Genomic DNA, 25,362 nt, shown 5'->3' on the forward strand with positions numbered 1-25,362 from the left:
GTGCCGTTGCTATTCCTATCACCCAAGTCTGGCTGCTTCTGCGGCGACATGGCCTGCAAGTGACGTTACAAAAGTCTTCAGGCCAGTCATGGGGGATAGCTCAGTGAACACTCCGGTCTCAACAGCGCTGCGCTCAGCAGCTATAACCGCCGCTGTAGTGTAAAGCTGCTCCTGCACTAAGCGCTGGCACAGTAGGTCATACCGTTGTAGGTATGACGCACCTTTGAACTCCTTAAAGACCGGGAAGTGGGGGGAGGCATCACGAACGGGGCTGCGTGAGCTTGGGGCATCCTCAACCATCATCAGCCAACCCACGAAGGGCCGAGGTTGCTTACCAAAGGCCTCCTCACGATACGCAGTCCATAGATCGTGAGCGGTTCCGATGGCCTCTTCTGTACGATTATTATAATTATTCCCGAAAGATGGGCCCACCTGGCTTTTCAGCTCGATTGCTGCGATGAGCTGACCCTTATAGAGCACCAGAAGATCCCATAGCTTTGTAGGGCGAAAGTAGCCTGGAAGCGTCAGCATCGCCCTTTTCTGATGTATTTCGGCATGCGAGAGCCCGTTGGCTTCGATGATGTCCAGCACCAGGGCCAGGAACCCATCCATATTCTTCCCGGCCGTTACACCTGCCCGTTCGCCCTGATCGGCTCGTCCGGACTCGATCTGCTTCTGCTTTGCTGCTTCCCTGTTACCCCAAAAGGCTTTTACTGCTTCATGAGCTTTTTGTTCGTAGTCGACTAGATCTAGGGCCATTTAATCTCCATTGCCTCCTAGGGCAGAGCGCTCTTCCTTGCTTAAGTCGTACAGATCAAAAACTGCGCGGTTGCATGCAGAGATATCTCGTTTTACCGCTGCTTCAGCCAGCTCGATACGTAGATCTTTCGGTACGTCTTGCCAGCGCGGAAGCCGAATACGACGTAGGTACTGTGCTTGGAATCGAAGGAAGCCCCCCCGCATTTTTGTTGAATAAGTCGCCACAAACAGACGGGTGACAGCAGATAACAGAACTGCCTGCAATGCACGAAGATCCCACTCGTCTGACGTAATGAAGTAGAGATTGTGATGAGGATAGAGCTCGCCTTTCTCGAAGACGATGTGTGCCTCACCTTTGATATCTGGAATTAGAAGCTTAGGTTTGGCTGCCAATGCAGGGGTAATGCGATCAATTGTCCGGTACCAGTTTGCTGGGCTTTTTTGGGCACAGTGCCTTCCTGCAATGATCTCTCGCCGCTCTTCCAGATAACGTCGTAGCAGAGGGTATGCGTCAAGGTTGACTAGCCCGCCTGATGCAGCAAAAGGGTTGATGACGCCTTGTCCGCGCCATTGCACTTCACCGGACATGATGTCCTTCGTTGTCACCAGGGGGAGCTTACGGTCGTGCTCAACATCCAGCGACTCAAAGTCGCCAATGAAGGCTTTATCTGCCCCCGTAGCTACACCAATACCGACCTTGCATGCCGCCTCTTCTAACAGAGGAAAGCAGGACTCAAGGCGACGAATTACGGCCATCTGGTCGGAAGACTCAAGCAGCCAAGGTTCTGCCCCATTCGGGACACGAGCAAGTTCTCGCACGGCACTAGAGTCTTTGGGAAGGGCGTGTACTTGCAGCTGAGCAGCCAGCGCTACCAGGGCTGTCCGTTCGATGGGCGGACGATGTGCGATCCGTGTGGGCGCTGGCTTTTCCCGGGTGATGATCGTAATTGCGGGGTAGGCAATTACATCCGAGTGAAATGCTGGAGTGTCCACCATGTCGACGTAGATTTTGAGGTGGAATCTACTGGCTACTAGATTACGGAGCGGACCACCGTAGCGGTTCTTCATCCAGCGATCTGCACAGATGAAGCCTAGGTGGCCACGTTCAGATAATGCTGACAGCGAACGCTCAATGAATGGAATGTAGACGTCTGCTCTGTCGTACATTGTCTGGTAGCGATTGCGATACTCCGCCAGCAATGGGGCTGGTATCAGCTCTTGGCGAACGTAGGGCGGGTTGCCCACTACAAAGTCAAATTGCCCTTCCAGAGGCAACAGCAAGAAATCTCCCTGCTTCAGCCACTGGGCAGCCAAGGTCGATGCTGTAGTTGGCTCGATCCCTTCTTGTTGGAGTAAAGAAGTCACTGCATCAGCTGTGGCGCGGAATGTCTCTCGATGCAGCTCTACAGCTCGAATTGCATTGCTCAACGCAACTGCAGCGGGTTGTGGAGCATCAGCCTCTCGCCAGGCTTTCAATAGCCGTTTGATGATCGGCAGTAGGAAGTCTCCTCCACCAAAAGAAGGCTCCAGCAGCCTCAGCTCATGAAGTGGGCGATCTGCTGTGTACCCAACTAGATCGAGAATAAAATCGACTACCTCTGCACGGGTGAAGATTGCTCCGCGAGCTTCAATTCCTCCATCTTGCGCAAGCAGCTCTGCTGCTGCGTGTGCTGGGCAGAATTCATCTGCGAAGAGAGGCATGGCTCTACCGAGCATGGCCATAGTTGACCTCGTTGAGTCGTGAGGGGGTCTAGTGATAGGGGCTGCTCGAAGCTGAGTGCCACCTGCTCAAACGGTGGCGTACAGCCTTTTATCTACTTGGATAAAGCATCATGCCCACCGTGAAGCCGCATTCTGCCATGCGAGGTAGGGGCGCGCACGGCGCTTACGTGGCAAGCCGGAATCTTTCGCCCAACGGCCATTACATAGGCCGCGCCCTATGTGTCGTCGCAGACAAAGCCGGAATCCTTCCTCCTTTGGTGGGCGTATGCGCTTGCTTTGAGAGCCTACCGCTACACCGGTTTTTTCGCGTCCGCGAAAATGGATAACCAGGGAGGCGTATCGTCAGCATGCATCGTCTGGCCGTTTTGTAGCCTTGATCTGGGTATCACGCCTTGAGCCGGAATCTTTCCCCCATGGGTCGTGCTGGGGGCCGCTCCCCGCATACTGGCATAGGGGGTACCCGGAATCCTTCCCTGATTTGGGGCGGAGAGGTGGGCAAATTTTCGCGGACGCGAAAATGAGTTGTGCTGAAAGTTCGCTGTGTCTGCTGGTGAGGGCCAGCGCGACAAGTCACCCTGGCCCTCACCAGCTCGCTAGAAAAGCTGGGCTCCATTTAGGAGGCAGGTGGGAGCAGGATGCGACATTTTCGCGTCCGCGAAAAAGTTGATACGGGCTGACGCATGGTGGCGCGGCAGGGCGCTGCTGGTATGGATCTGCAACGCCCTGAGTGCGGGGTAGGTTCTTAGCCGAGACAGCGTGTTTTTTTGCCGGGAGCTCTATTGCTGAACCAGGCAGCGAGGCGGTTGTGATCTGGACGTTTTCTCCATCGCATTACCCATGGAGCTGCGGCCAGTGCGGTGCAGGCACCGAGCAAAACGCAGGTGCCAAACTCCAGGGGGCGCCATTCAATCAGTGTGGATGCGATGGATGCTGTGAGAGCCGTTGCCATGAGGCCCAGGCAGATTGCGAAGTAGTGCCATTTTTCAAAGTCGTACCCTTCGAGGTTGTGCAACTCTAGCTTCTGCTTCCTCGGCTCATCCAGCTCCGTGGCCTTGAAGGCGTTGAGCTTCTGAATGTCTACGGTTTCTTGCTGGCCTAGTTTGATCGCCGCCTGTACCAGGTTCAGATCTGGCAGCGCCTTGAGTGACGACCAATGTAAGGTTTTCACTCCATACGCTGAAAGATATTTACGTGTTACGTCCGGACGCTCCAGCGCTTGTAGATAGCGCTCATCGAGCATGGCGAAGTACTGAGGGTGATCGCCGGCTACCTCAACCAGTTTCAGCCGTTCGGGAGCCGGATAGCCGACTGGGGTTACCCGAGCGGCGATAGGAAGATCGCCATTCGTTCGCATAAAGGCTACGCGGTGCTTTCCCTCATGTGCTACCAGGATGCCCAATGGCCGATACCACCAATACGAGGCTTGCAGAAGGTCATTATCCGTATGGTGCTTGGAGTACCGGGCAATCCGTTCGGTTATCTCCTTAGCCTCGATGTTCCCGGGCTTTCCCTTGATCGCTGCCCCCAGTACGTGCCGGCAATCCACCATTGCATTGAAAGGCTCAGCTTGAGGGGACGATTCCCAATCAAGGAACGGTACCACTCTGGAAAGAAAGGTAGCCCCGTGGAAAGCACAGGTGCTGGATGCGCCCATCCAGTCATTCTGGAAGTCTTGGAAGATTCCATTACGGCTGAGCATGTCGAGGTGGTATTTCAGGTCGCATAGCTCGCGCGAAGCAGTAGCCATGTGCTCTGAAACCCCAAGATCCAGTACGTCGCTTGCTGTCATCTGCCCTTCTCCCTGCGTTTTTAGAGGTTGCATTGGCTGGCGTCACCGGCATGACCCAATCCAGATTTATTTTCGCGTCCGCGAAAATGGAAAGGCATTTAGACGCGTTTTTCGCGGACGCGAAAATGGGCTAGCCCCTTTTGACAACTGAAAGCGGTTGTCAAAAGGGGAGGCGTGACGTCTACTAGCGCAATCCTGTGTGCGGTCTTGCCGCTGTGTACGGGAGCGGCGGGCCGGGCTTGCCCCCGGCTCGCCATCACTCAGTTCTTCATGCCTGTCAGCGGGTTGTACCCCTGAGCTGCACATCTTGCCCGAGCAACAAGGCTCGCAGTGCATTCCCGCTTTTTCGCTTCTATGGTTGCTTGAGCCTGACGCTGCTCGGCGGCTGCCTGGCGCTCGGCATCCCGCTCTGCGCGTTGTCGAGCCTCGGCTGCTGCCCTGGCCTGACGTTCCGAATCGCGTTGTTGCTGTACTGCGGCGCGCTGTGCCTGTTGTTGCCTGCGTTGCTCCTGAAGCTCTGCCTGTCTTGCTGCACGTTCGAGCTGTCGCTGTTGGCTTTCGGCAGCCAGCTCCGCTTGCCGTTGCTGTCGTTCAGCCTCCCGCTCGGCTTGGCGCAGTGCACTGGTCAGTGCATTGATCGGAACATCAGATTTGGCTACCTGCTGTGTCGACCCTGCGACTGGGCGTAATGCTTCCGCCACAGGGGCGATTGTCTGAGTGGCAGTGGCTGCCTTATCCCCGTTCAAGCGCACATCCAATTCGTGAGCCAGGCTCTCCGCTTGTGCCTGCAACTTGAGTCCGGCCTGCAGGGTTGGTAGTGCGCTGATAACGCCGTCCGCCAAGCGTTGATAATCAAAACGTGACGGGCGCTCAATCTCCAGTGCGTCCAGGTAGGCTTTGCCTTCGGCACTCAAAGGTACCTGCTGCGTTGTCAGACCTTTGAACGGGGAGGCCTCAATGAGCTGCTGAGCCTTCTCGTAAGCCTCCTGTTGGTCCTGTGCCTGTTGCAGCACCTGTTCTCTTGTCAGCGGTTGGATCAGGGCCAGATGGGCATTGAGGGTGCCGACCTGTTTGGTCACCACCTCTTGCAGCCATTCGGGTTGTTCAGCTACCAGAGCCTGCAGGCGTGTCAGCGCAGCTTGGGTTTTCTGCGCCGCGTCGAGGGTCAAGACGTTGAAGCGCTCCAGGCGCAAGGCCGCTTCCTCGGTTTTCATGGTTGGATAGCGATAGGCATACACAAAGGCCACCAGAAGCAGGGCTATTGCAACCATAGGGGCGACCTTGGATGTGCGCGGCCAGTACCAATGCCCCTGAGCTTCGCGCATGGCCGGTAGATATTGCTCCAGAGTTCTCATGCTGCTGCTCCCTGCTGTTTTGGGTACAGGCGGATAACGTCGCGGCGTTGGATTCTTCCTCGGTTGATGATCGCCAGCGCTGTGCCGGGTATCGCTAGCAGGGTGTCAATTTCCTCTGGGGTAATGAGTGGCGTGAGTTCGAGTTGGAGGGTTGGACGCTGGGGTGCCTGGCTGGGGTCGTCTGGCATAGCCATTCCGTCGAACCAGTTCATGGCCTTGGGCGTCCACTGGCGATGCCAGAGGCCGATGGCATACGACAAGCGAGGAGCACCATGCCGGCCGTGCCGATGCAGCGTGACCGCCTGCATGACGTGATCCGTGCCGGAGTTGCGGTATAGGCCCAGGTCGCTGGCAGCGTCAGGTAGTCCGTGGAAGCTCTGTGTGGAGGATTTCCACACATGGCCAATACGCTTGGAGATGTAGCTGTTTGAGTCGTCGGTACGGGGTGCCAGGGCGATGATGCTGGCAAGGTTGCCCAGCATCTGCACTGCGCCATCACGCTCCAGGCGCTTATACAGGCCGTCTACGTTCTGCGTGGCGAACATGAGGTACAGCCCCAGGCTACGAGCGACGGGAACGGTTTCCAGGTCGGCCCTGGTCAATAGGTTCTGCACTTCATCTGCAGCAAGCAGTACGGGAGTGTGCCCGTCGAGGGATCGCCAGTTGTCGCCGCGCTTCTTCACCGCATCGTAAACCCGACGCATGCACAGCGCAGAAATGGCTACTCCGCCAATGCCGTACTCAGATTCGGGCAATAGCAGTCCAATTTTCTGGCCGGTCATCACGTCCTCAACCATGAACTGGCTGTCGGTCGTGTTGACCCATGGCCCCAGCCTCTCTTGCAGCAGGATATTGCCCAACCAGGTGCGCACCATGTTGCTGATACTGCCGGCCGTTTTCTCGGGGATCTCGGGATACTCCAGCAGCCAATAGTGGGCGGCGGCGAGTAAACGAACGTCCGCGTCAATTGCATCGGCCATCGGGTCCAGCCAGTCCGCCCGCTCCTGGTGGCTGGCCAGGCAGAACTGCTGAATCTGAGTGAGCGTGTAGGGAAGCTCGGGATGGGCCTCAACCAGAATCGCAGCCATGCGAAGCATCAGCCGCGCGGAGTCGCGCCAGAAGGCATCGCCTTTGCCGTCATCGAAGACATCCGGCAGTACGTCAGCCAGGGCATCCGGCGTCATGCCGCTGATCGGGTTGAATGGGCCGTGTGCGGGGCTAATCAGCTGATAACCCTCGATGCCATTGAACTCCAGTGGCAATGCCCCCTTCCCATCGAGCACCAGAAGTCCGCCCAGGTCATGCTCAATCCACTGTTTGGTCAGTGGTCGAATCACACCTGAAGTTTTACCGGTGCCGCTGGCTCCAAGAACGCCAACATGCGTGGCCAGATCAGTCACCGATAGCCCAAAGGGCAGTCCTGCCTCGGTGGGGGCTAGCGGGTCGCGCCGCTGGGCTAGGAGGCCTGTACTGGTTCCCAGGTGGATAAACGGAGACTCGTCAATTTTCGCGTTGTGAATCTGGGTCAGCCGAGCCTCTTCGAGGTGCTGGAAATGCGCTTGACCAGCCTTGTCGATCAGTAGCTCTGTGCCGCTTTCGCGCACGGCCTGGTCGAGCATCATGGCTCGCACAGTAAGAGGAGATTTTGCGGTGAAGGCGAGGTGGAGCGCGAAGGCCCACATGCCGATCACATAGGCCCACTGGATGAGCTGGGCATCGAGGCGAACGAACGTATCCAGATGCTCCTTGTAGGAGGCGGATAGGCCGATGAGTATCAGCAGCGGAACGATCACGAATTTGATCGCGAAGAAGAACACCGAGGGTTCGCTTTTGCCTGCTCCCCGTTGGCCCTGGTCATCATCGCGGGGAATCCAGAATGCCAGTCTCTTCCAAGCCAGCAGCGCAAAATAATTCAGTAGTGCCAGGATGGGCGAGGAGACGGCAAGCACAGGCGAGAGCATCACCAGGCCAACCATGAAGAGCACGGCCTTAGTTGTCATCCATTCAGCGCGTACTGCCGAGTACTCCAAGTCAGTTGCCAGCACCTGACCAGCCACAGAGTGGCCGTTGGAGTCCGCCACTAACAGTCGTGCGCGGTCAGCCAGATCAGGTGGCGTATCGGCTTCCAGATCGCGGACGACGCAGCGGGAAATGACGCCCTTAACGGCGTCGATTTCATCCTGGCGAACGGGTGTCCCCGGCAGAAAGATTTGAGCGACCAAGGAGCCGAACAACGTGGCCGAGCAGCACAGTATGGCGCTGAACCATATCGTGCCGGTGAACACCAGCGGAATGAGTGTATCGCTGGTCGTGGTTCCGGCTTTGTTCAGCAGAATGTACGCAAGCAGCAGGCCTATCAGCAGGAGCGCCGGCATCAGAAGCCAGGTTCGCTTTGCCCAAATGCGTTGCGCGAGAAAAACACCAATCTGCGACAGGGACAGGCGTTGAACCATACGTTCGAGACGTTCACTCGAAAGCCCGTCGTGTTCGGTATCCGTTCCCGTGATCCAGTAGACCTGAGGGTCGAGGATGCCTTCATATTTGCGACCGATTACGGAGCGCATGCGCTTTTGCTCATGGTGCAAAAGCCAGCTTTTCAAGTTTGAGACAGGATCATCGAAGGGCCTGTTTTTTGAAAGTTTATTCATGGTTATCGCTTGCCCGATAGTTGAATTTTAAGTTGCGTTAATTCGCCGCTAAATTACTGCTCTTGCTTTCTCCTTGCTGGCAATAAGAGCATCGCCTGTGCGTTTCCATTCGGTGCGAATAGGGTCGTTTGCTGGAACCTTTGCCATTCCGAGCAATGCGCCTAAAAGTTCGCCTCGATCATTAACTGGCGTTCCAGTTTTGGTGTCGACAAGCCCCGCGAGAATTAGAAGTCCTGCTGCTTGATACAGCTCGCGGTCACGGGCTTTTCGTGCCGAGTCCTTCTCTGCTTGGACAATGCGTGCAACGTCGCTGCGCGCCTTGTGCGCCTTGACCTCTGCCCACTCGGCTTTGAGCAAAAAATTCAGTTTCCGGTTGTCCTCCGTTGTGCGCTCTTCCTTCTCGGATAACAGAAGGAGTAGTCGCTGTTGGTCGTTTGGCGATTTCAGGTTTCTTATGTAAAGCAGTCTTTCGGCAATCCAGTTTTCTTTCATTTCGCTTAATTACGCTTAATTGCATATTGGGGCTTTAATTATAACTTTTATATGTGATGTGTGCGCGGGCTGCTATATCCTTCCAAGTATTGGAAGGCGCGCTTAGTTGTTTCTTCGTTCCTCAGAAACAGCGCGCCCTGCCGGGGGCAGAAGCCAAAGCAAATTTTCGCGGACGCGAAAATCAGAGCGAAAAGCAGAGGCGCATTTTCGCGGACGCGAAAATTCAAAGAGGTTGAGGTGGGTTCGCTATGGCGATTGGTCGGTTAAGCATGAAGGTTGGCAAAGCTGGAAAGGCTGGGCCTCATGCCGCCTATATCGCCCGTGAAGGTAAGTACGCCACAAGGCTTGATCGGAATGAAAAGCTGGAGGCATCGGAGTCTGGAAACATGCCTGTCTGGGCTCGGCAGCACCCACAGGAGTTCTGGAAAGCCGCTGACCTGAATGAGCGGAAAAACGGCACGACCTATCGAGAGATGGAAATCGCTTTACCGCGCGAGCTTTCAGCTCAGCAGCGGGCTGACCTGGTGCGCGATTTCGTGCGCCAAGAGATCGGTGAGCGCCATGCTTATCAATGGGCTATTCATTCACCGCGAGCAGCAGATGGCGGTGAGCAGCCGCACGTTCATTTGATGTTCAGTGAGCGTCAGCGGGATCGCATCGAGCGAGATCCTGAGCAGTATTTCAAGCGCTACAACAGCAAGAATCCGGCGCTTGGTGGCTCCCGCAAGGGCTATGGCCCTAGTGCAGGAATGACCTTGAGCGCAGCGGAGCGCAAGGCCGAGCTACGTCAGCTCCGCGACCGTTGGGAGAAGACGTGCAATGCCCATTTGGAGCGAGCCGGTCTGGCCGAGCGGATAGACATGCGAAGCCATGCTCAGCGGAATACTGGACTCATACCTGAGCGCAAGTATCTGCCGAGTGAGTGGAGAGATCCCGCACTGAGGGCCAAGGTTATCGACTTTCGCCAGGCGCGGGCGGAGCTGTCTCAAAGCCGCGAAGTGTTGCGGCGTGAGGTGCCCAGTACGGGTGCAGAAATCATCAGCCTTGAGCTTGAGCGAGAACGACGACTCGCAGAACGAAATGGACCGGACGTATCACATGGAGCCGGCTTCGCAGCTGGCAGAGAAGGGGAGCATAGCCACATGGCAAAGAACACGAAAAACACATCCTCAGCCAATAAGGAGCTGGCTGAGCGAGCGAGTGCAAAAGAGGCTGGCCGAATCGCCACCGCTCTGGCTCGGCAGAATGAGCGCCGCGAGAATCAGGAGTCTATGCGGTTGCAGGGGAAAGGGCCCGACGCAGAGAAAGCGGCTCAGGATCTGCGCGTCCAAAAAGAACGCGCCGACCAGGCACAGGCGGCCCAGGAACAGCGGCGCCAAATGGAGCAGGAGCGGCGCGATGAGCAAGATCGACTGGTTAATCACCTACAGCGTGAAGATGGCCAAAAGCCTGCCAAACATCCGAATGCAATAGAGCAGATGAAGGCCCGGGCCGTTCAGCAAGGACATATCAAAGGGCATGTCCGAGAGCCGGCGCAGAACGTTGTCAGCATGGATCAGATGAAGGTTCGTGCAGGCGAGAGGGGCCACCTTAAAGATTCGATGCAAGAAGGCGAGCAGGGGGGCGCCGGAGCACGTAACTCGCTAGAGCAAATGCGGGAGCAGGCCGAGGCTCGCGCAGCAGCCAAAGAGCAGCGTAGCGATGAGCAGGATATGGAGCGCTAACGATTCAAAGTGACTGCAGTTTCAGCTCCCGGCGGAGTCGCGTAACCAGCCACTCCTGCTCGGGCAGCTGCAGTTCTTCCAAGGCCTCCAGCATGGCTGTCAGCTTGCGCTGATGGCGCTGGCTGGCCTCTTCAAGCGTCTCACTAGGGGCGGTGATGAATTCGCTCAGCTCGGTGTCATCGAAGACATTTCGCCAGATGGAAAGGCTGAGGGGATCTTTGTCCAGGGCCGTGAAGTATTCCCGCCAGTAGCCGGGTTGTTCGAGGGGTGGGGCAGTTATGTCTCCGTACACTGTTGAATCTCCTTTTGTATGCGCTCCAGCGCGCTGAGCGGGTGGCTTCGGAACTGACCGGCCAGAATGGCTTTCAGTTCATCTTCCGGTATGCCTGCCAGGCGGGCGGTACAGTCGAACGATAGCCGCAGCTCTTCGATGATCTGAAGCATTGTGGCCACCACTCGGGCCTTTGCCTGCATAGTATCCGCGTCGGCTAGGCCAAGGTCTGCGTACACATTCCCACTGCTCGTTTCTGCATTGATCATGGTGGTTACCGCTTTCTGAATAGAAGAGGCAGGCCCACGGAAGCGCCTTATGCCCCTGGCTTTGCTATCAGCGACTTTAGCTCTGCTCGTGCGAGCTCAGCTGCAGCTTTTGCCCCTGGAGTAGTTGGAACGAAGTCCCCGCTGCGATGACGCTGCAAAATCCCGTGGAAATACTGAATGGGTGACTGGGTGATATGCCCAGGCCGCGTCATCGCTTTTGAGAGCTCTGCCAGCAGATTTCGGGCGTCTTCGTCGGAGACATCACGTAGTAACGCGATGATTTTCTCTCGCTCGCCTGTGGATAACTGCTCAAGTGGCCCGAGGTCAAGGGTAGTAGGGTTAGAGTTACTTTTAGAGTTACTGTTAACCCGCACCCTATCGATAGGGTATGCATAGGGTATCGATACCCCACCGGTAGGGCATTGATCTGCTGTCGAGGGTAAGCCAAATGTGCTGGCTATGAGGTCTCTTAGCTCCTCATTGCTGGGGAGTCGCTCCAGAAGATCCTCGATGTAGAGGGGGCGCCATTTCTCGGGTAGCTCACGAATCTGACTGAACGTCTTCTGGCGCAGTTTGGGCGCAAGGGCCATCAGCGGGTAGTTGTGATCCCACCAAATATGCACCCATACAAAACTGGCCTCGGCCTCGTATTCAATGAATCCAGCTTCCTGCAGCCGGCGCAGGATTGGCATGAATTGGGACTCTGTATCCCAGCCCATTTCTGATGCCGCAATGCGTGGAACGATCTGGTAAGCGCCGATGATGTTGCTGAAAGGGCAGGTCAGTAGGTAGGTGAGTGTTGCCCTATCCTCCTGCGTTCTGCCTGCCATTTTGGGTGACCGCCAGAACGCGGAGTCATTGATCGTCCGCTGCCTGCTCATGCGCCGGCCCCATCGATCAGCCGCACAATGTCCTGGATTTTGAAGTAGACGCGCCGTCCGATTTTGACCCTGCACGGCCTGAGGTTCCGGGCCAGTTCGTTATCCCCAGAGAGGGTGATCCTCAGTCCCTCCGGGCTGCGGTGCAGGATCTCGGCTACTTGCGTCAGGGAGAGCAAGGGAGATCCGCCAGTTCTGCTGAGGATCAGTTCTTCGGTTGTCATGTGTCATCACCTGCATTTGGGAATGTAGGTGGAACACTACGGATAACTACGACTAGTATAGAGCATGTTTATTTGTCTTTTAGGTTGACATGGCTCGCCTAGACTACGTGCTCTCTAGCCTCAGTGATTATGCCTGCGATCCGCGCTGTCCTGACCAGTTCGCGGCGGGCTACAACGTTGTGCTGTCAGGCCTGGCCGAGTCTTCGAGCTTGACCTCTAGGCGCTATCCGATCTGGCCCCTGGTTCGTGCGAATCTAGACGGTGCCCTGGAGGTCTGCATTGCTGGCTACAGTGGAGTGTGGGCAAAGGAGCTACTGAGCGGTGCAAGCCTTTCGGAAATGGCACAGCAGCCGCCCCAATTCTGCGCGATGCCCTGCACCGAATCTTCAGGATCGTTAGCCGCGAAGGTCGTAGCGAGTGAGTTTGTTACGGCCAAGCCGGAAGGCATGCCCGAGGTCGACTGGCAGCTCCTGAACATGGATCGCTGGGATGCAAATCTGCGGTTTGCGATCCGGAGCCTTCTGGGCCCTAAGGGGCTCCCGCTGTCGGGGGCAGAGGCTTTATGTGGCGCTCTTGAGTCGGTACGTGAACTGTTCCGGTTGTTGCGTCACTTCAGGCCCAAGCGCACTGGTGCTCTGGTGGACTTTGATGCGCTGCAGGATGATCGGACGCGGCCGCAAGGAGAGGCTTACTGTGCGCTCTGCTGGCGGCTGAGTATCAGATCCAGGAGGTTGCAGGAGCTGGACGCTCAAGAGAAACAGGAAGTTGGCAAGGTTGTGAGGGCCGGCCGATTCACTGGGGGTATCCAAGAAACACGGTGGGCACAGGCCCTGATGCTGAAGGTCTGCCAGCATCTCCCTCGCTCATGCGCGCTGCTATCGAAAACAGAGGTCGCAAACCTCAGGGCCATATTCGACCGGTTCCGCGCTGAGAGAATCGTAGCGGGAAACCTGAGTCGCCAATACTGCTCGGTTCATCAGCCGGGCTCTCCAAAGTACCACGCTGATTTGCGCTATCTGGCAGCGTTTCAACATCACCTTTCTGTGCTGACTGGCGCAGCCAGATCTGAGTTTGCCTTCAACCTGCGATTACCTGACGCGGCTGACCTGCAGGAGGTCAGAAAGGTTGCCTATGACCAGGTGCACTCGGGGCTACATGCAATTGCGCCGAGCCGTAGGGGCTCGCTCGGGTTGCGTGAAAAGGTCTGGATGATGCACCAGGAGGGCATGAGCCAGTCGGAGATGGCTAGGCGGCTGGGTATTTCGCGTCAGGCCATTTCAAAGGCCAAAAAGAGTCTTGAGTCGCTGATGAATGCTCACCATGCGGGTAGCTATCTCAACCCTACAACAGGCGAAGCTCAAGTGCCGCATCATGTCCGTGAAGCCATCGGGAATTGCTTGGCGCGTGGTCTGCCGGTTGCAGCGATTGCAAAGCAAGTCAGGCTGACTAAAGGTACGGTAGATGGATTGGTGCGCATGATGCGCGTGCCTTTCGCGCACGGAGAAGTACGATGAAATGGTATCAGAAGGCATCAGTGCAGACTGCGTTGGTGACAGGATTGTGTGCGATTATTATATCTATGGGGGGATGGACTTTTTCTCTTTATCAAGAGAATAAGAAATTGTCTCGCGAGGTGTCAGAAAAAATAAATGATGCCATTGTGAAGTTTTCAGAAGATGTGGGTGATGCGCTGAGGAAGTCGGCCTCCTTAGATTTGTCTCCGCATTTTGATACATATGAGGGGGCTATGGGTACGATGCGCGCCCTCAATCAAGAGGCAAATATCTACGACTCAACTGTTAATTTGGTCGAGATTCACAGGTATCTAAGGATGTATGGGGATGAGGGCTCGAGAGCTCGGCTTGGAGTGCTCATGAATTCTTATGCAGACTCTCATCAGGCAGCCAATAACTATTTATTAAGTTTGCTTGAGAGTTCGCCCGGCGCAGAGGCGGCAAGTGAATATGCAGCGCTATTGAATGATCGAAGTAAGGCCAGGGCTGCTCTTCAGGCATTTATCATCAATCTTGGGAGCAATGACTTCAATATATAATTCGTAATTTCGGTGTTCAATCGCTTTCTTTAGCTCTCTGAACAGCCCAAAGCTGCACTCTTGTCTGCCGGTTAGCTCAATCATTGGGCTTATTATGCGTAGGCCGCAGTCGGTCGCAAATGATCCGAAGCTGCCCATGCTATCTGGGAGCAGCCTCCTCGCCCTGTCGGTGTTCGCGTTGGCCTCTGCCAGAGCGCCATATAGGTCGTGCTTCTTGATTATATAGAGTGGCCGCCCCCTCCCCTGAAAAAATTACAAGAACGACCAGCAGCTGAACGAAGTGTTGCCTATGGACATTATTTTTCTGAGTTGCAATTATTTATTGGCCAATGCTAGCGCAAGGGCAGGATGGGTAATCATGCTCTCCTCAATTGGTGTCATTAAATGAGTGCAGTCAGCTCCATGGGAACTAGATCCATACGGTATTTGCATCGTCTCATCTTCTATCCGATTCTGCTTATAGCTCTGGGGTGGGGTGTCTTGTCGCTGAGGATCAATCCCTTAGCGCTACTTTACGATCTGCAGTTCTTCGAGCTGCTCAAGGCTACATACATTATTTTATTCACGGCAGTGTTTTGGCCGATTGCCTATATCGAGCTGGTCGATTATCTCCATTCGCGGGCAGGTAAAAATGGTCGGCAGTATCTGGATTATGCCAAGTCCTTGCAGAAGGATCTGGTTGTAGCTGGACTTACCGCATTGGTGCTGGCAAGTATCTATTGGCTTGATTCGGTGAGTTACGGCTTCTCGGGTATCGATATCGCCTTCGTTGGCTTTCCATTTTTGGTTAACTCCTTATATACCATGATTCAATGCACATATCTGAGCATAGGTGGGCGGCGTGTGCGTAAGCAGGCACCATTGCTGATGTTCTTTGTGGTGTTGTCGGTTACCGTGGTAGCGTTTTGGATGCTGGTTAAAAACGCATCTGGTGAATTAGAAACGGATCAAGCTTTGTATCTGCAATTGACTATTCTCTTCTGCGGCGTCTGCTTCTTCTTGAGTAGCAACTTTCTTCTGCACGCATGGAGTCAGGGGCGTCTCGAAGCATCGGCGTTCAAACGCTACTTCTTCAGCGAAGTCGTCAGGTCGAAACATAATCTATACGGTCGTCTAGATGAAAAGCTGGAGTCCCTTAACCGGCAGTTAGCCCAGCGCAAGTCACAAAACGCCGCAGCTGTGCGTAGGCGACAGAAGGCGAGCTCGCGTAAGCGTGGCTGATCAAGGTAGATGATATTAGGGTGTTATCTTCGACGTGTTGGCGTCAGGATGCTCTTAAGGCGCATCTATTATCAGCAGAGTTGGCTGGTCAGGCTGCTGCAGTTACGTGGCTAACTGCTTTGGGAGGTGAGGCGCTTCTCTTCCGGTGGATCCTCTGCCGGAAGAGAAGTGGCTTGATATATTTTGATTGGCGAGTGCTGCAATGTAGCAGTTTTGTACCCCCATCGCTTGTTCAAGCGAACTCCTTTGGGGTTCCAGATTGGATCTCTGCGGCTCAGTCCGTTGAGCATCTGTGGATCACGGCTCCGCTTTGCTCTTGCGTCCCTTTGCCAGGGCTTCGAAGCCTTCAATCAACTCGGTAAAGAGTTCGTGTATGTATTACATGCTGATCAAGGTGCTTCGCGTTGGCGTTGCAGCTTGTCCAGCTTGCCAACGAGGTCTTCGGCTCGCAGATGAGTGTAGCGCTTGAGCATCTGCATCGACTTGTGGCCGCTGATTGCCGAGACCTCCTGGTCAGACAGGCCACCCTCGACCAGCCGGCTGACTGCTTCATGGCGTAGATCGTGGAAGCGCAGATCGGGCATGCCGAGCTTGGTCTTCAGTAGTCCCCAGGTTTTGGTGAAAGCGTAGGGCGCGCGCTTGCCGTTTTTGCCCGGCTCGCCAAAGAACACTAGGTCACAGTCAATCGGACGTATCGGATTGTTCAGCGCCGCCTGGAAGGTCTCTGTGGCCCATTTGCTGAGTGGGACGGTGCGTGCGCTGTCGTTCTTGGTGTCGGAGAGGCGCACCACGCGCTTTTTCATATCGACCTGATGCCTGCGCAGGGATGTGATCTCGGATGAGCGCATGCCGGTTTCCAAGGCGATGCGGACGATCCACCCCAGCATGGGGTTGCTGTGATTGTTTACAGCTGTCAGCAGGCGACGTTCTTCCTCCGCAGATAGGCGGCGATCGCGGCCTTCTCCGGGGCTGGGTTTGCGGATATTCAGCACTGGGTTGAAGCTCAGGCCCAAGCCCCACTCCTGAATCGCTACGGTGAACAGGTGGCTGAGCAGGGCCAGTTCCAGTCGCACGGTGTTGTTGCTGGTGGGCTTGCCACGATTGGTGATCGAAGCCAGGCGGGTATCACGATAGCCGGCGATGATCTCGGCCGAGAGGGCAGCCATGGAGTATTTGCCCAGATGGCTGATCAGCTGCTGGGCTTTGGTGGCTTCGGCGCGCTGGGTGGTCGGCTTCTTGGTGGGGCTGATTTCGCTGAGGTAGCGTTTGAGCGCCATTTCCAAGGTCATGCGCTCGGAGCCACTGCGTTGGATGTACACGCCCCTGACCATTTCATCTTCGGTGCGGCGTGCCCAGTCCTCGGCATCGCGCTTTGTACGGAAGGTTTTGGTGTTGGTTGGCCAGCCGGTTTTGCGTACCAGGGCCTTCCAAGTGCCAGCTTCCGTTTTGACGATGGTGGCCATTTTTACTTGCTCCAAAGGCGTGCTGCTGTACCGGCACTGTACTGATTTTGTACCTTTGGACTATAGGACTGGTCTAGCTGTTTTTGCTGCGGACATGAAAAAGCCGCGCAGTGCGCGGCTTTGGAGTTGGTGGGCCCACACGGACTCGAACCGTGGACCAAAGGATTATGAGTCCTCTGCTCTAACCAACTGAGCTATAGGCCCCCAGAAGGCGGGCGGATTATACCGGCGCCCTTTCGCTGCTGCCAATCGATAAGGGGCCGAGGAAGTTGCTGGCGAAGGACTCCGCCGAGAGCGGCCGGCTGACCACGTAGCCTTGGATCTGCGCGCAGCCTTCGCTGCTGAGGAAGATTTCCTGGGCCTTGGTTTCCACCCCTTCGGCGATCACGGTCATCTGCAGGCTGCGGCCGAGGGCGATGATGGCGCGGGTGATGGCGGCGTCGTCGGGGTCGCCGGGCAGGCCGCGGACGAAGGATTTGTCGATCTTCAGGATGTCCAGCGGCAGGCGCTTGAGGTAGCTGAGCGAGGAGTAGCCGGTGCCGAAGTCGTCGATCGCCAGCTGCAGGCCGAGGGCCTTGAGTTCGTGGAGGATGCCCAGGGCCTCTTCGGCCTGGGTCATGATGAAGCCTTCGGTGATTTCCAGTTGCAGGCGGCTGGCGTGCAGGCCGTAGTCGCGCAGGGTGTCGGCGATCCGTGCGGCCAGTTGCGGTTGGCGCAGCTGGCTGCCGGAGAGGTTGACCGACAGCGGGCCGAAGGGTGCGTGGCTGTCTTGCCAGGTGCGCATCTGCCGGCAGGCTTCCTGGAGGACCCAGTCGCCGAGCTGGAGGATCATGCCGTTCTCTTCGGCCAGGGGGATGAAGCGGTCCGGCGGGATCTCGCCGAACACCGGGTGGCTCCAGCGGATCAGTGCCTCGGCACCGATCAGGCGGCCGCTGCTCAGGCACATCTTGGGCTGGTAGTGCAGGCTCAGTTCGTCGCGCTCGATGGCGCGGCGCAGTTCGTGTTCCAGGGTCATGCGCTCGGTGGCCTGGAAGGTCAGGCTGCGGGTGTAGAACTCGATGCGGTTGCGCCCCTTGGCCTTGGAGCTGTACATGGCCGCGTCGGCATTCTTCACCAGGGTGGCGACGTCGTTGCCGTCTTCCGGGAACAGGCTGATGCCGATGCTGGCGCTGATGAAGAACTCGTGGCTGTCGACCTGGAACGGCGCGTTGAAGCAGGTCAGCAGCTTGGTCGCGACGCGTTCGGCATCCCGTTGCTGGTGCAGGCCGGGGAGCAGGACGATGAACTCGTCGCCGCCCAGGCGGGCCACGGTGTCGACGTCGCGCAGCTGCTCGCGCAGGCGCTGGGCGATGCTCTTCAGCAGGGCGTCGCCGACCGGGTGGCCGAGGCTGTCGTTGATGTGCTTGAAGCGGTCGAGGTCGAGGAAGACCACGGCGCCCTGCTGGTTGTCCGAGCGCGCATCGTTGAGCGCGGCATTCAGCCGGCTCTCGAACAGCAGGCGGTTGGGCAGGCCGGTCAGCGGGTCGTGGTGGGCCTGGTGGTCGAGGCGCGCCTGGGCATGCTTGAGGGTGCTGATGTCGGCGAACACGGCGACGAAGTGGGTGATGCTGCCGCCGGCATTGCGCACTGCGCTGATGGTCAGCCATTCCGGGAACGGCTCGCCGTTCTTGCGCTTGTTCCAGATCTCCCCCTGCCAGTGGCCGACGGCGGAGAGCTGGTGCCACATGGCGGCATAGAAGGCGCTGTCGTGCTGGCCGGAGGAGAGCAGGCGCGGTGACTGGCCGAGGGCTTCCGCCTCGCTGTAGCCGGTGATCTCGCTGAAGGCGCGGTTGACCGCGGTGATGCGCTGATCGGTGTCGGTGATCATCACCCCCTCGGCGGTGTTCTCGAACACGGTGGCGGCCTGGTGCAGGCGTTCCTGCATCTGCTGGCGTTCGGTGATGTCGCGGGCGATGGTGAGGATGCATTGTTCCTCATCGACCATGATCAGCTGCGCCGACAGTTCGGTGAGACGCAGTTGCCCACTCTGGGTGCGGATCCAGGCGTTCAGGTTGCGGGCCTGGCCATGCTGGTGGAGCTGCTCGATCATCTGCAGGCGATCCTGCGGGTCGGCCCACAGCTCGAGCTGCAGGGTGGACTGGCCGATCACTTCCTGGCTCTCGTAGCCGGTGATGCGGCTGAAGCCCTCGTTGGCTTCCAGCATGCAGCCATCCTGCAGGCGGGTGATCAGCAGGCCGTCCGGCGAGGCGTGGAAGGCCTTGGCGAACTTCTCCTCGGAAATCTTCAGCTGCTGCTGGGTGCGCTTCAGTTCGGTGATGTTGCGCACCGCGACGATCAGCGCCTGGTGGCCGTCGATGAGCACCGGCTGGGCCGAGATCAGGCCGCTGAACAGTTCGCCGTTGCTGCGCCGGAACGGCATTTCGAGGTTGCTCAGCGCCTCGCCCTGCAGGCGGGCGAGCAGCTGCGGGCCGATGCCCGGCAGGCCCCAGATATCCAGCTCGGTGGCGGTCTTGCCGACGGCCTGGGCGGCGGCAATGCCGAATTCCTGCTCGAAGGTCTGGTTGACCTCCAGCAGCACGCCGTCGCTGCGCCGGGTGATCACCAGGATGTCCGGGCAGTTGTGGAACACCGAGGTGAACTTCTGTTCGGACAGCTGCCGCGCCTGTTCGGCCTGCTTGGTGTCGCTGATATCGATCATCAGGCCGCGCAGGATCTGTTTGCCGTCCTGCTGGATCGGCGTGACGATATCGCGAATCCACACCACCCGGCCGTCGGCCGCCAGCATGCGGTAGTCGAGGCTGTGGGCGCGGCCGGCCAGGCTCTCGCTGACGCAGTAGTTGAGGGCGGATTCGGCATCGTCCGGGTGCAGCGTGCGCTGCCAGAAGCCCGGCTCCAGCCAGTCGTTCAGCGGGTAGCCGAGCAGGCGTTCGGCATGCGGGGAGACGTAGGTGAAGCAGTAGTCGTCCAGGCGCATTTCCCAGGCGATCGCGTTGAGGCTTTCGACCAGGCCGCGGTAGTGCTGGGCACTGTTGCGCAGCTGCAGTTCGAGCGCGTGGCGCCCGCGTATCTCCTGGCTCAGGCGGCGGTTGATGCGCAGCAGGGCGGTGAGGATCAGGGCTGCCGCCAGCAGCGCCGGCAGGCCGTAGAGCAGGGCCTGCTGCCAGAACTGCCGGCGATCCAGCACGCCGCCTATCCAGGGCTCCTGCAGCGTTTCGATTTCCTTGGCGCTGAGTTCGGCGAACAGCTTGTCGAGAATGCCGACCAGCACCGCCTGGCTGTGCGGCGCGGCCATCGCCAGCTGGTAGCGGTAGGGCGTCTCGCCGCTGACGTAGAGGCCTTCGAGCTTGAGCTGGCGCATGCTCCAGACGCTGGAAGCGAGATCGCCGACCAGGGCGTCGGCCTGGCCGGTGGCGACCGCTTGCAGGGCGGCGCTGACGCTGGCCAGCGGCAGCAGGTTGAGGTCCGGATGGCGGCTGCGCAGCAGCTCGTGGGGGGCGTAGTCCTTGACCACCGCGACTTTCAGGCCGTACAGCTGCTGCAGGGTGCGCGGCTGGGCGCCGTCGGTGTGGGCGATGATGACGATCGGGAAGTCGAGGTAGGGGCGGGTGAAGGCCAGATCCCGCTGGCGCTCCGGGGTGGCCATCACCCCCGGCAGCAGGTCGAGCTGGCCGCCCTTGGCGCTGCTCAGCAGTTCGCTCCAGTTGCGTGGCTCGACCGGCACCAGGTCGATCTCCAGGCGTTCTTCGATCAGTCCCACATAGCTGGCGCTGAGCCCCTGGTAGCGGCCCTGCTCGTCGCGAAACTCGAAAGGCGGCCAGGAGGCGTCGACGCCGAGGCGCAGTTGCGGGTGTTCGGCCAGCCAGGCTTGCTCGGTTGCACTGAGGGTGAGCGCGTGCGCCGGGCTTGCCCAGTACGCCAGACACAACAGGAGAATGGCCAGCCAACGCGACATGCAGGCGGTTTCCGCAGCAAGGGATATTGCTGCAGTGTAGCCGGGCGTGGCATGGGACAGAAAACAAAACCCCCGGTTTGGGCCGGGGGTTGTGGTTTTACTCGTCGAGGAAGGAGCGCAGATGCTCGCTTCGCGTCGGATGACGCAGCTTGCGCAGCGCCTTGGCTTCGATCTGGCGGATCCGCTCGCGGGTCACATCGAACTGCTTGCCGACTTCCTCGAGGGTGTGGTCGGTATTCATGTCGATGCCGAAGCGCATGCGCAGGACCTTGGCTTCACGGGCGGTGAGGCCGGCCAGTACTTCGCGGGTGGCTTCCTTGAGGCTTTCCACCGTGGCTACGTCAATCGGGGACTGCATGGTGCTGTCCTCGATGAAGTCGCCCAGGTGCGAGTCTTCGTCGTCGCCGATCGGGGTTTCCATGGAGATCGGCTCTTTGGCGATCTTCAGGACCTTGCGGATCTTGTCCTCGGGCATTTCCATGCGCTCGCCCAGCTCTTCCGGGGTCGGTTCGCGCCCCATCTCCTGCAGCATCTGGCGGGAGATACGGTTGAGCTTGTTGATCGTCTCGATCATGTGCACCGGAATACGGATGGTGCGTGCCTGGTCGGCGATCGAGCGGGTGATCGCCTGGCGAATCCACCAGGTGGCGTAGGTCGAGAACTTGTAGCCGCGGCGGTATTCGAACTTGTCCACCGCCTTCATCAGGCCGATGTTGCCTTCCTGGATCAGGTCGAGGAACTGCAGGCCGCGGTTGGTGTACTTCTTGGCGATGGAGATAACCAGGCGCAGGTTGGCCTCGACCATCTCTTTCTTCGCCCGGCGGGCCTTGGCCTCGCCGATGGACATGCGGCGGTTGATGTCCTTGATTTCGGCGATGGTCAGACTGGTGTCGTTCTGCAGGGCGATCAGCTTCTGCTGGCAGCGCAGAATGTCGGCCTGCAGGTTGCCGATGGCCTCGGCGTACTTGGCCTTGCCCTTGGCCAGGCCGGCGGCCCAGCTTTCGTCGACTTCGTGGCCGGGGAACAGCTTGAGGAAGTCGGCACGCGGCATGCGCGCATCACGTACGCACAGCTGCATGATGGCGCGTTCCTGGGCGCGCAACTGCTCCAGCGAGCCGCGTACGCGCTCGACCAGGGCATCGAACTGCTTGGGCACCAGCTTGATCGGCATGAACAGCTCGGCCAGGGCGAGCAGTTCGGCGATTGCCTGCTTGCTGCTGCGACCATGCTTCTTCAGCGCCTTGCGGGCTTTTTCCAGCTGCTCGGAGACGGCGGTGAAACGGCGCAGGGCTTCTTCCGGGTCCGGACCGCCATCGCCTTCTTCTTCGTCGTCGCTGTCGCTTTCTTCTTCCTCGTCATCGGCGGCTTCGGCGGCCGGTGCGGCGGTTTTCAGATCGACCGGGACTTCTTCGGCAGGCAGGCTGCCGTCGTCCGGGTCGATATAACCGCTGAGGATGTCGGACAGGCGGCCACCTTCGCTGGTGACGCGCTGGTAGTCGGCGAGGATGCTGTCGACGGTACCCGGGAAGTGAGCGATGGCGCTCATGACTTCGCGAATGCCTTCTTCGATGCGCTTGGCGATTTCGATTTCGCCTTCGCGGGTCAGCAGCTCCACGGTGCCCATTTCACGCATGTACATGCGCACCGGGTCGGTGGTGCGGCCGATATCGGTCTCCACGGCCGCCAGGGCGGCTGCGGCTTCCTCGACAGCGGCCTCATCGGTGTCGGCCTCGGCCAACAACAGGGCATCCGCATCCGGGGCAGTCTCGAATACGTTGATCCCCATGTCGTTGATCATGCGGATGATGTCTTCCACCTGTTCCGGGTCGGAAATATCCTCCGGCAGGTGGTCGTTGACCTCCGCGTAAGTCAGGTAACCCTGCTCACGACCGCGGGCGATCAACTCTTTCAAACGAGATTGCTGTTGCGCTTTTCCGGACATAACACCCTATCCATTGAAGGTCTTGGCGGGCAAAAAACAAGCCGAGGATTATACCCGATTCGAGGCCTCAAGCGCCAGTTGAGGTCGGGGAAGCGGGCGAATGGTTGCGATTGAGCAGGTTTCGCAGCTGCTCTTTTTCCTCGGTATTCAATTCACTTTGACGGGCTTTGCGCAGCAGTTGTTCCAGGCTGCGCTCGCGTTGGCGGGCTACCAAGCTAGTTATAGTGTCGAAAAACTGTTGTTCAAGGTTGTCGACGGAAATCAGCCATTCCTTTTCCGCCAGGGCGCGCAGCAGGCGGCCCTGTTCGGTGCCGTGCCAGCGCGCGATCAGCTGCAGCGAGCGCAGGTTCGGGCTCTTCTGCAGGGCGCCGAGCAGGGCGACCAGCAGCTGGGCGTAGGTGTCGTCTTCGGCGGCGAAATGGCTGACATCCTCGACCTTCTGCGCCAGGTTGGGATGATGCAGCAGGGTGCGCAGGGCGGTCAGGGTGGGCGATTCGACGCTGACGGCCTTGCGCGGTATGCGCGGCTGGTCGTCGCGGCCGCCTTTCTTCCAGTTGCCGTCCTTCTTCCATGGCTTGCCTTCGCCTTTCTTCCAGTTCTTCTTCGGCTCGAAGGCCTCCTGGGGCGGCTCGATATGGTCGGCATAGTCGGCGATATCGCCGTATTCCGGCTGCGCATCGTAATAGTGGTCGGCGGCGGGGGCGTGATCCTGCGGGCTGCTGGGTGCGGGGGGTGGCGTGTTGCGGCTCAGCTGCGCCAGGGCGTCGGCGTGCAGGCCGGTAATCTCGCCCAGGCGCATGCGCATCAGGGCGCGCAGGTTGTTGCCGGGAATCTGCTCGATCAGCGGGCTGGCCAGGGTCGCCAGGTGGGCCTTGCCTTCCAGGGAGCGCGGGTCGGCCTCTTCGCAGAGCTGCTGGAAGAAGTAGTCGGCCAGCGGCTGGGCGTGCTGGTTGATGCGCGCACGGAAGGCGTCGGTGCCTTCGGCGCGGACCAGGCTGTCCGGGTCCTCGCCTTCGGGGAGGAACAGGAAGCGCGCGCGGCGTCCGTCCTGCAGGCTCGGTAGGGTCGATTCGAGGGCGCGCCAGGCGGCCTTGCGTCCGGCGGCGTCGCCGTCGAAGCAGAACAGCACGCTGGGTACGATGCGGAACAGGCGCTTGAGGTGTTCCTCGCTGGTGGCGGTGCCGAGGGTGGCCACGGCGTTGCGCAGGCCTTGCTGGGCCAGGGCGATGACGTCCATGTAGCCTTCGACCACCATGATCTCGTCGAGGTCGCGGTTGTTCTTGCGCGCCTCGTACAGGCCGTAGAGTTCCTGGCCTTTGTGGAACACCGGGGTTTCCGGGGAGTTCAGGTATTTGGGCTTGTCGTCGCCGAGCACCCGGCCGCCGAAGGCGATGATGCGCCCGCGGCTGTCGCGGATGGGGAACATCACGCGGTCGCGGAAACGGTCGTAGCGCTTGCCGGTTTCGGCGTTCTCGATCAGCAGGCCGGCGTCGATCATCGCCTTCTGCTGCAGGCTGTCGCCGCCCAGGTGCTTGAGCAGGTTGTCCCAGCCCGGCGGGGCGAAGCCGAGACCGAAGTCGCGGGCGATCTCGCCGGACAGGCCGCGGCCCTTGAGGTAGTCCACCGCCGCCTTGCGCGTCGGGTGGCTCTTCAGGGCCTGGCGGTAGTAGTCGCTGGCGGCGGTCAGTAGCGGGTAGAGCGGCGAGTCGGTGGGTTGGCGTGGCTTGCTGTGCCGTCCGCCTTCCTCGCGGGGAATTTCCATGCCGGCGCGCTTGGCCAGTTCCTCGATGGCCTGGGGGAAGTCCAGGTTGTCGTGGTCCATGATGAAGCCGAGCGCGTTGCCGCCGGCGCCGCAACCGAAGCAGTAGTAGAACTGTTTGTCCGGGCTGACGCTGAAGGAGGGGGTTTTTTCCTTGTGGAACGGGCAGCAGGCCGTGTAGTTCTTGCCGGCCTTCTTGATCTGGATGCGCGAACTCACCACCTCGACTATGTCGGTGCGGTTGAGCAGGTCATCGATGAAGGATTGCGGGATCAGGCCGGCCATGGAGTCGTCAGTGTGCTGGTGCCAGAGGCGGGAGCATAAACGAAAAAACTCCGATCATTCGCCGGCTGGCGAAGCGGAGTGGGGTGGAGCCTGAAAATGCAAAGCCCGGCGTGAGCCGGGCCATGCGGAAACCTTTGCGGCGTGACTGATGACTCAGTACAGGCGCTCGCGGCGGCGCTGTTCGCGCTGCACTTTCTTCGCGTGACGCTTAACAGCAGCAGCTGCCTTACGCTTGCGCTCGGTGGTTGGCTTCTCGTAGAACTCGCGGCTGCGCACTTCGGCCAATACACCGGCCTTTTCGCAGGAGCGCTTGAAGCGACGCAGAGCTACGTCGAAGGGTTCGTTCTCTTTAACTTTGACGGCTGGCATCCAGGTCGTACCTTCACTGTTTTACCGAATGGACGACGCGATCCGGCTAGGGCACGGGAATACGTCGGTTTTCAAGGGCTGCGGATATTAACGCCAAGCGCCACAGAATGCAAAGCCTCTGATCGAAAAGCGCTGGTCGGCCCGAAGGGCGGCGATTATTATGCGCGCCTTCGAATTCCCCCGTTAT

The 25,362-nt window shown here is 58.7% G+C and carries 19 protein-coding genes and 1 tRNA gene; 4 read left to right on the top strand and 16 right to left on the bottom strand.

All coding sequences use genetic code 11. From position 1 onward, the window contains the following. Positions 1–18: 18 nt before the first annotated feature. The 6 genes from F3I16_RS04010 to F3I16_RS04035 all read right to left on the bottom strand — a co-directional run bounded on the left by F3I16_RS04010 (position 19) and on the right by F3I16_RS04035 (position 8,765). Positions 19–759 (bottom strand): PaeR7I family type II restriction endonuclease, encoded by a 741-nt coding sequence (locus tag F3I16_RS04010; protein WP_160492433.1) that lies wholly within the window; start codon positions 757–759, stop codon positions 19–21. Then, positions 760–2,481 carry an Eco57I restriction-modification methylase domain-containing protein gene (locus F3I16_RS04015; RefSeq protein ID WP_256670063.1) on the bottom strand — a complete coding sequence of 574 codons (1,722 nt, stop codon included), beginning with the start codon at positions 2,479–2,481 and terminating at the stop codon, positions 760–762. A 742-nt stretch (positions 2,482–3,223) separates the two neighbouring features. Continuing rightward, positions 3,224–4,270: a hypothetical protein gene (locus F3I16_RS04020; protein ID WP_160492434.1), complete on the bottom strand. Its 1,047-nt coding sequence runs from the start codon at positions 4,268–4,270 to the stop codon at positions 3,224–3,226. A 260-nt stretch (positions 4,271–4,530) separates the two neighbouring features. Next, a complete protein-coding gene (locus tag F3I16_RS04025) occupies positions 4,531–5,625 on the bottom strand; it encodes a hypothetical protein (RefSeq protein WP_160492435.1) in 1,095 nt (364 codons plus the stop codon). Next, positions 5,622–8,273, bottom strand: coding sequence for a type IV secretory system conjugative DNA transfer family protein (locus F3I16_RS04030; RefSeq protein WP_160492436.1), 2,652 nt, complete (start codon positions 8,271–8,273; stop codon positions 5,622–5,624). The genes F3I16_RS04025 and F3I16_RS04030 overlap by 4 nt, the downstream gene beginning before the upstream one ends. A 48-nt stretch (positions 8,274–8,321) precedes the next feature. Further along, a complete protein-coding gene (locus F3I16_RS04035) occupies positions 8,322–8,765 on the bottom strand; it encodes a conjugal transfer protein TraD (RefSeq protein WP_160492437.1) in 444 nt (147 codons plus the stop codon). 269 nt (positions 8,766–9,034) lie between these two features. Between F3I16_RS04035 and F3I16_RS04040 the strand changes: the two genes are divergently transcribed. Continuing rightward, positions 9,035–10,489, top strand: a complete 1,455-nt coding sequence (locus F3I16_RS04040; protein WP_256670064.1) for a MobA/MobL family protein — start codon at positions 9,035–9,037, stop codon at positions 10,487–10,489. 4 nt (positions 10,490–10,493) lie between these two features. Here F3I16_RS04040 and F3I16_RS04045 read toward each other — a convergent pair whose 3' ends face one another. The 4 genes from F3I16_RS04045 to F3I16_RS04060 are packed head-to-tail and all read right to left on the bottom strand — an operon-like array spanning position 10,494 to position 12,131. Then, the gene (locus tag F3I16_RS04045; protein WP_160492439.1) at positions 10,494–10,781 is read right to left on the bottom strand and encodes a hypothetical protein; all 288 of its coding nucleotides are present in this window, start codon (positions 10,779–10,781) and stop codon (positions 10,494–10,496) included. Further along, a complete protein-coding gene (locus F3I16_RS04050; RefSeq protein WP_160492440.1) occupies positions 10,766–11,029 on the bottom strand; it encodes an XRE family transcriptional regulator in 264 nt (87 codons plus the stop codon). The genes F3I16_RS04045 and F3I16_RS04050 overlap by 16 nt, the downstream gene beginning before the upstream one ends. A 47-nt stretch (positions 11,030–11,076) precedes the next feature. Beyond that, on the bottom strand, positions 11,077–11,910 hold the full coding sequence (locus tag F3I16_RS04055) for a hypothetical protein (protein ID WP_160492441.1): 834 nt from the start codon (positions 11,908–11,910) through the stop codon (positions 11,077–11,079). Continuing rightward, a complete protein-coding gene (locus F3I16_RS04060) occupies positions 11,907–12,131 on the bottom strand; it encodes a DNA-binding protein (RefSeq protein ID WP_160492442.1) in 225 nt (74 codons plus the stop codon). The genes F3I16_RS04055 and F3I16_RS04060 overlap by 4 nt, the downstream gene beginning before the upstream one ends. Positions 12,132–12,220: 89 nt before the next feature. On the opposite strand from F3I16_RS04060, the gene F3I16_RS04065 reads away from it, so the two are divergent. The 3 genes from F3I16_RS04065 (at position 12,221) to F3I16_RS04075 (ending at position 15,405) form a co-directional block, all read left to right on the top strand. Beyond that, a complete protein-coding gene (locus F3I16_RS04065) occupies positions 12,221–13,645 on the top strand; it encodes a MarR family transcriptional regulator (RefSeq protein ID WP_160492443.1) in 1,425 nt (474 codons plus the stop codon). Next, on the top strand, positions 13,642–14,184 hold the full coding sequence (locus F3I16_RS04070; RefSeq protein WP_160492444.1) for a hypothetical protein: 543 nt from the start codon (positions 13,642–13,644) through the stop codon (positions 14,182–14,184). The genes F3I16_RS04065 and F3I16_RS04070 overlap by 4 nt, the downstream gene beginning before the upstream one ends. 384 nt (positions 14,185–14,568) lie before the next feature. Then, complete coding sequence (locus F3I16_RS04075) at positions 14,569–15,405, top strand: hypothetical protein (RefSeq protein WP_160492445.1); 837 nt, start codon at positions 14,569–14,571, stop codon at positions 15,403–15,405. Positions 15,406–15,794: 389 nt separating this feature from the next. On the opposite strand, the gene F3I16_RS04080 is transcribed toward F3I16_RS04075, so the two are convergent. The 6 genes from F3I16_RS04080 to rpsU form a co-directional block, all read right to left on the bottom strand. After that, on the bottom strand, positions 15,795–16,868 hold the full coding sequence (locus F3I16_RS04080) for a site-specific integrase (protein WP_160492446.1): 1,074 nt from the start codon (positions 16,866–16,868) through the stop codon (positions 15,795–15,797). A gap of 127 nt (positions 16,869–16,995) precedes the next feature. Further along, a tRNA-Ile gene (locus tag F3I16_RS04085) sits at positions 16,996–17,072 on the bottom strand. Between the two features lie 16 nt (positions 17,073–17,088). After that, entirely contained in the window at positions 17,089–20,820 is a 3,732-nt protein-coding gene (locus tag F3I16_RS04090) for a bifunctional diguanylate cyclase/phosphodiesterase (protein ID WP_160492447.1), read from the bottom strand. A gap of 97 nt (positions 20,821–20,917) precedes the next feature. Then, a complete protein-coding gene (gene rpoD / locus F3I16_RS04095; protein WP_160083065.1) occupies positions 20,918–22,762 on the bottom strand; it encodes an RNA polymerase sigma factor RpoD in 1,845 nt (614 codons plus the stop codon). Between the two features lie 67 nt (positions 22,763–22,829). Beyond that, the gene (gene dnaG / locus F3I16_RS04100; RefSeq protein WP_160492448.1) at positions 22,830–24,806 is read right to left on the bottom strand and encodes a DNA primase; all 1,977 of its coding nucleotides are present in this window, start codon (positions 24,804–24,806) and stop codon (positions 22,830–22,832) included. Between the two features lie 153 nt (positions 24,807–24,959). Next, a complete protein-coding gene (rpsU, locus tag F3I16_RS04105; RefSeq protein ID WP_021702507.1) occupies positions 24,960–25,175 on the bottom strand; it encodes a 30S ribosomal protein S21 in 216 nt (71 codons plus the stop codon). Between the last annotated feature and the right edge of the window lie 187 nt (positions 25,176–25,362).

This window comes from Pseudomonas sp. L-22-4S-12, from assembly GCF_009799935.1.
Lineage (GTDB): Bacteria > Pseudomonadota > Gammaproteobacteria > Pseudomonadales > Pseudomonadaceae > Aquipseudomonas.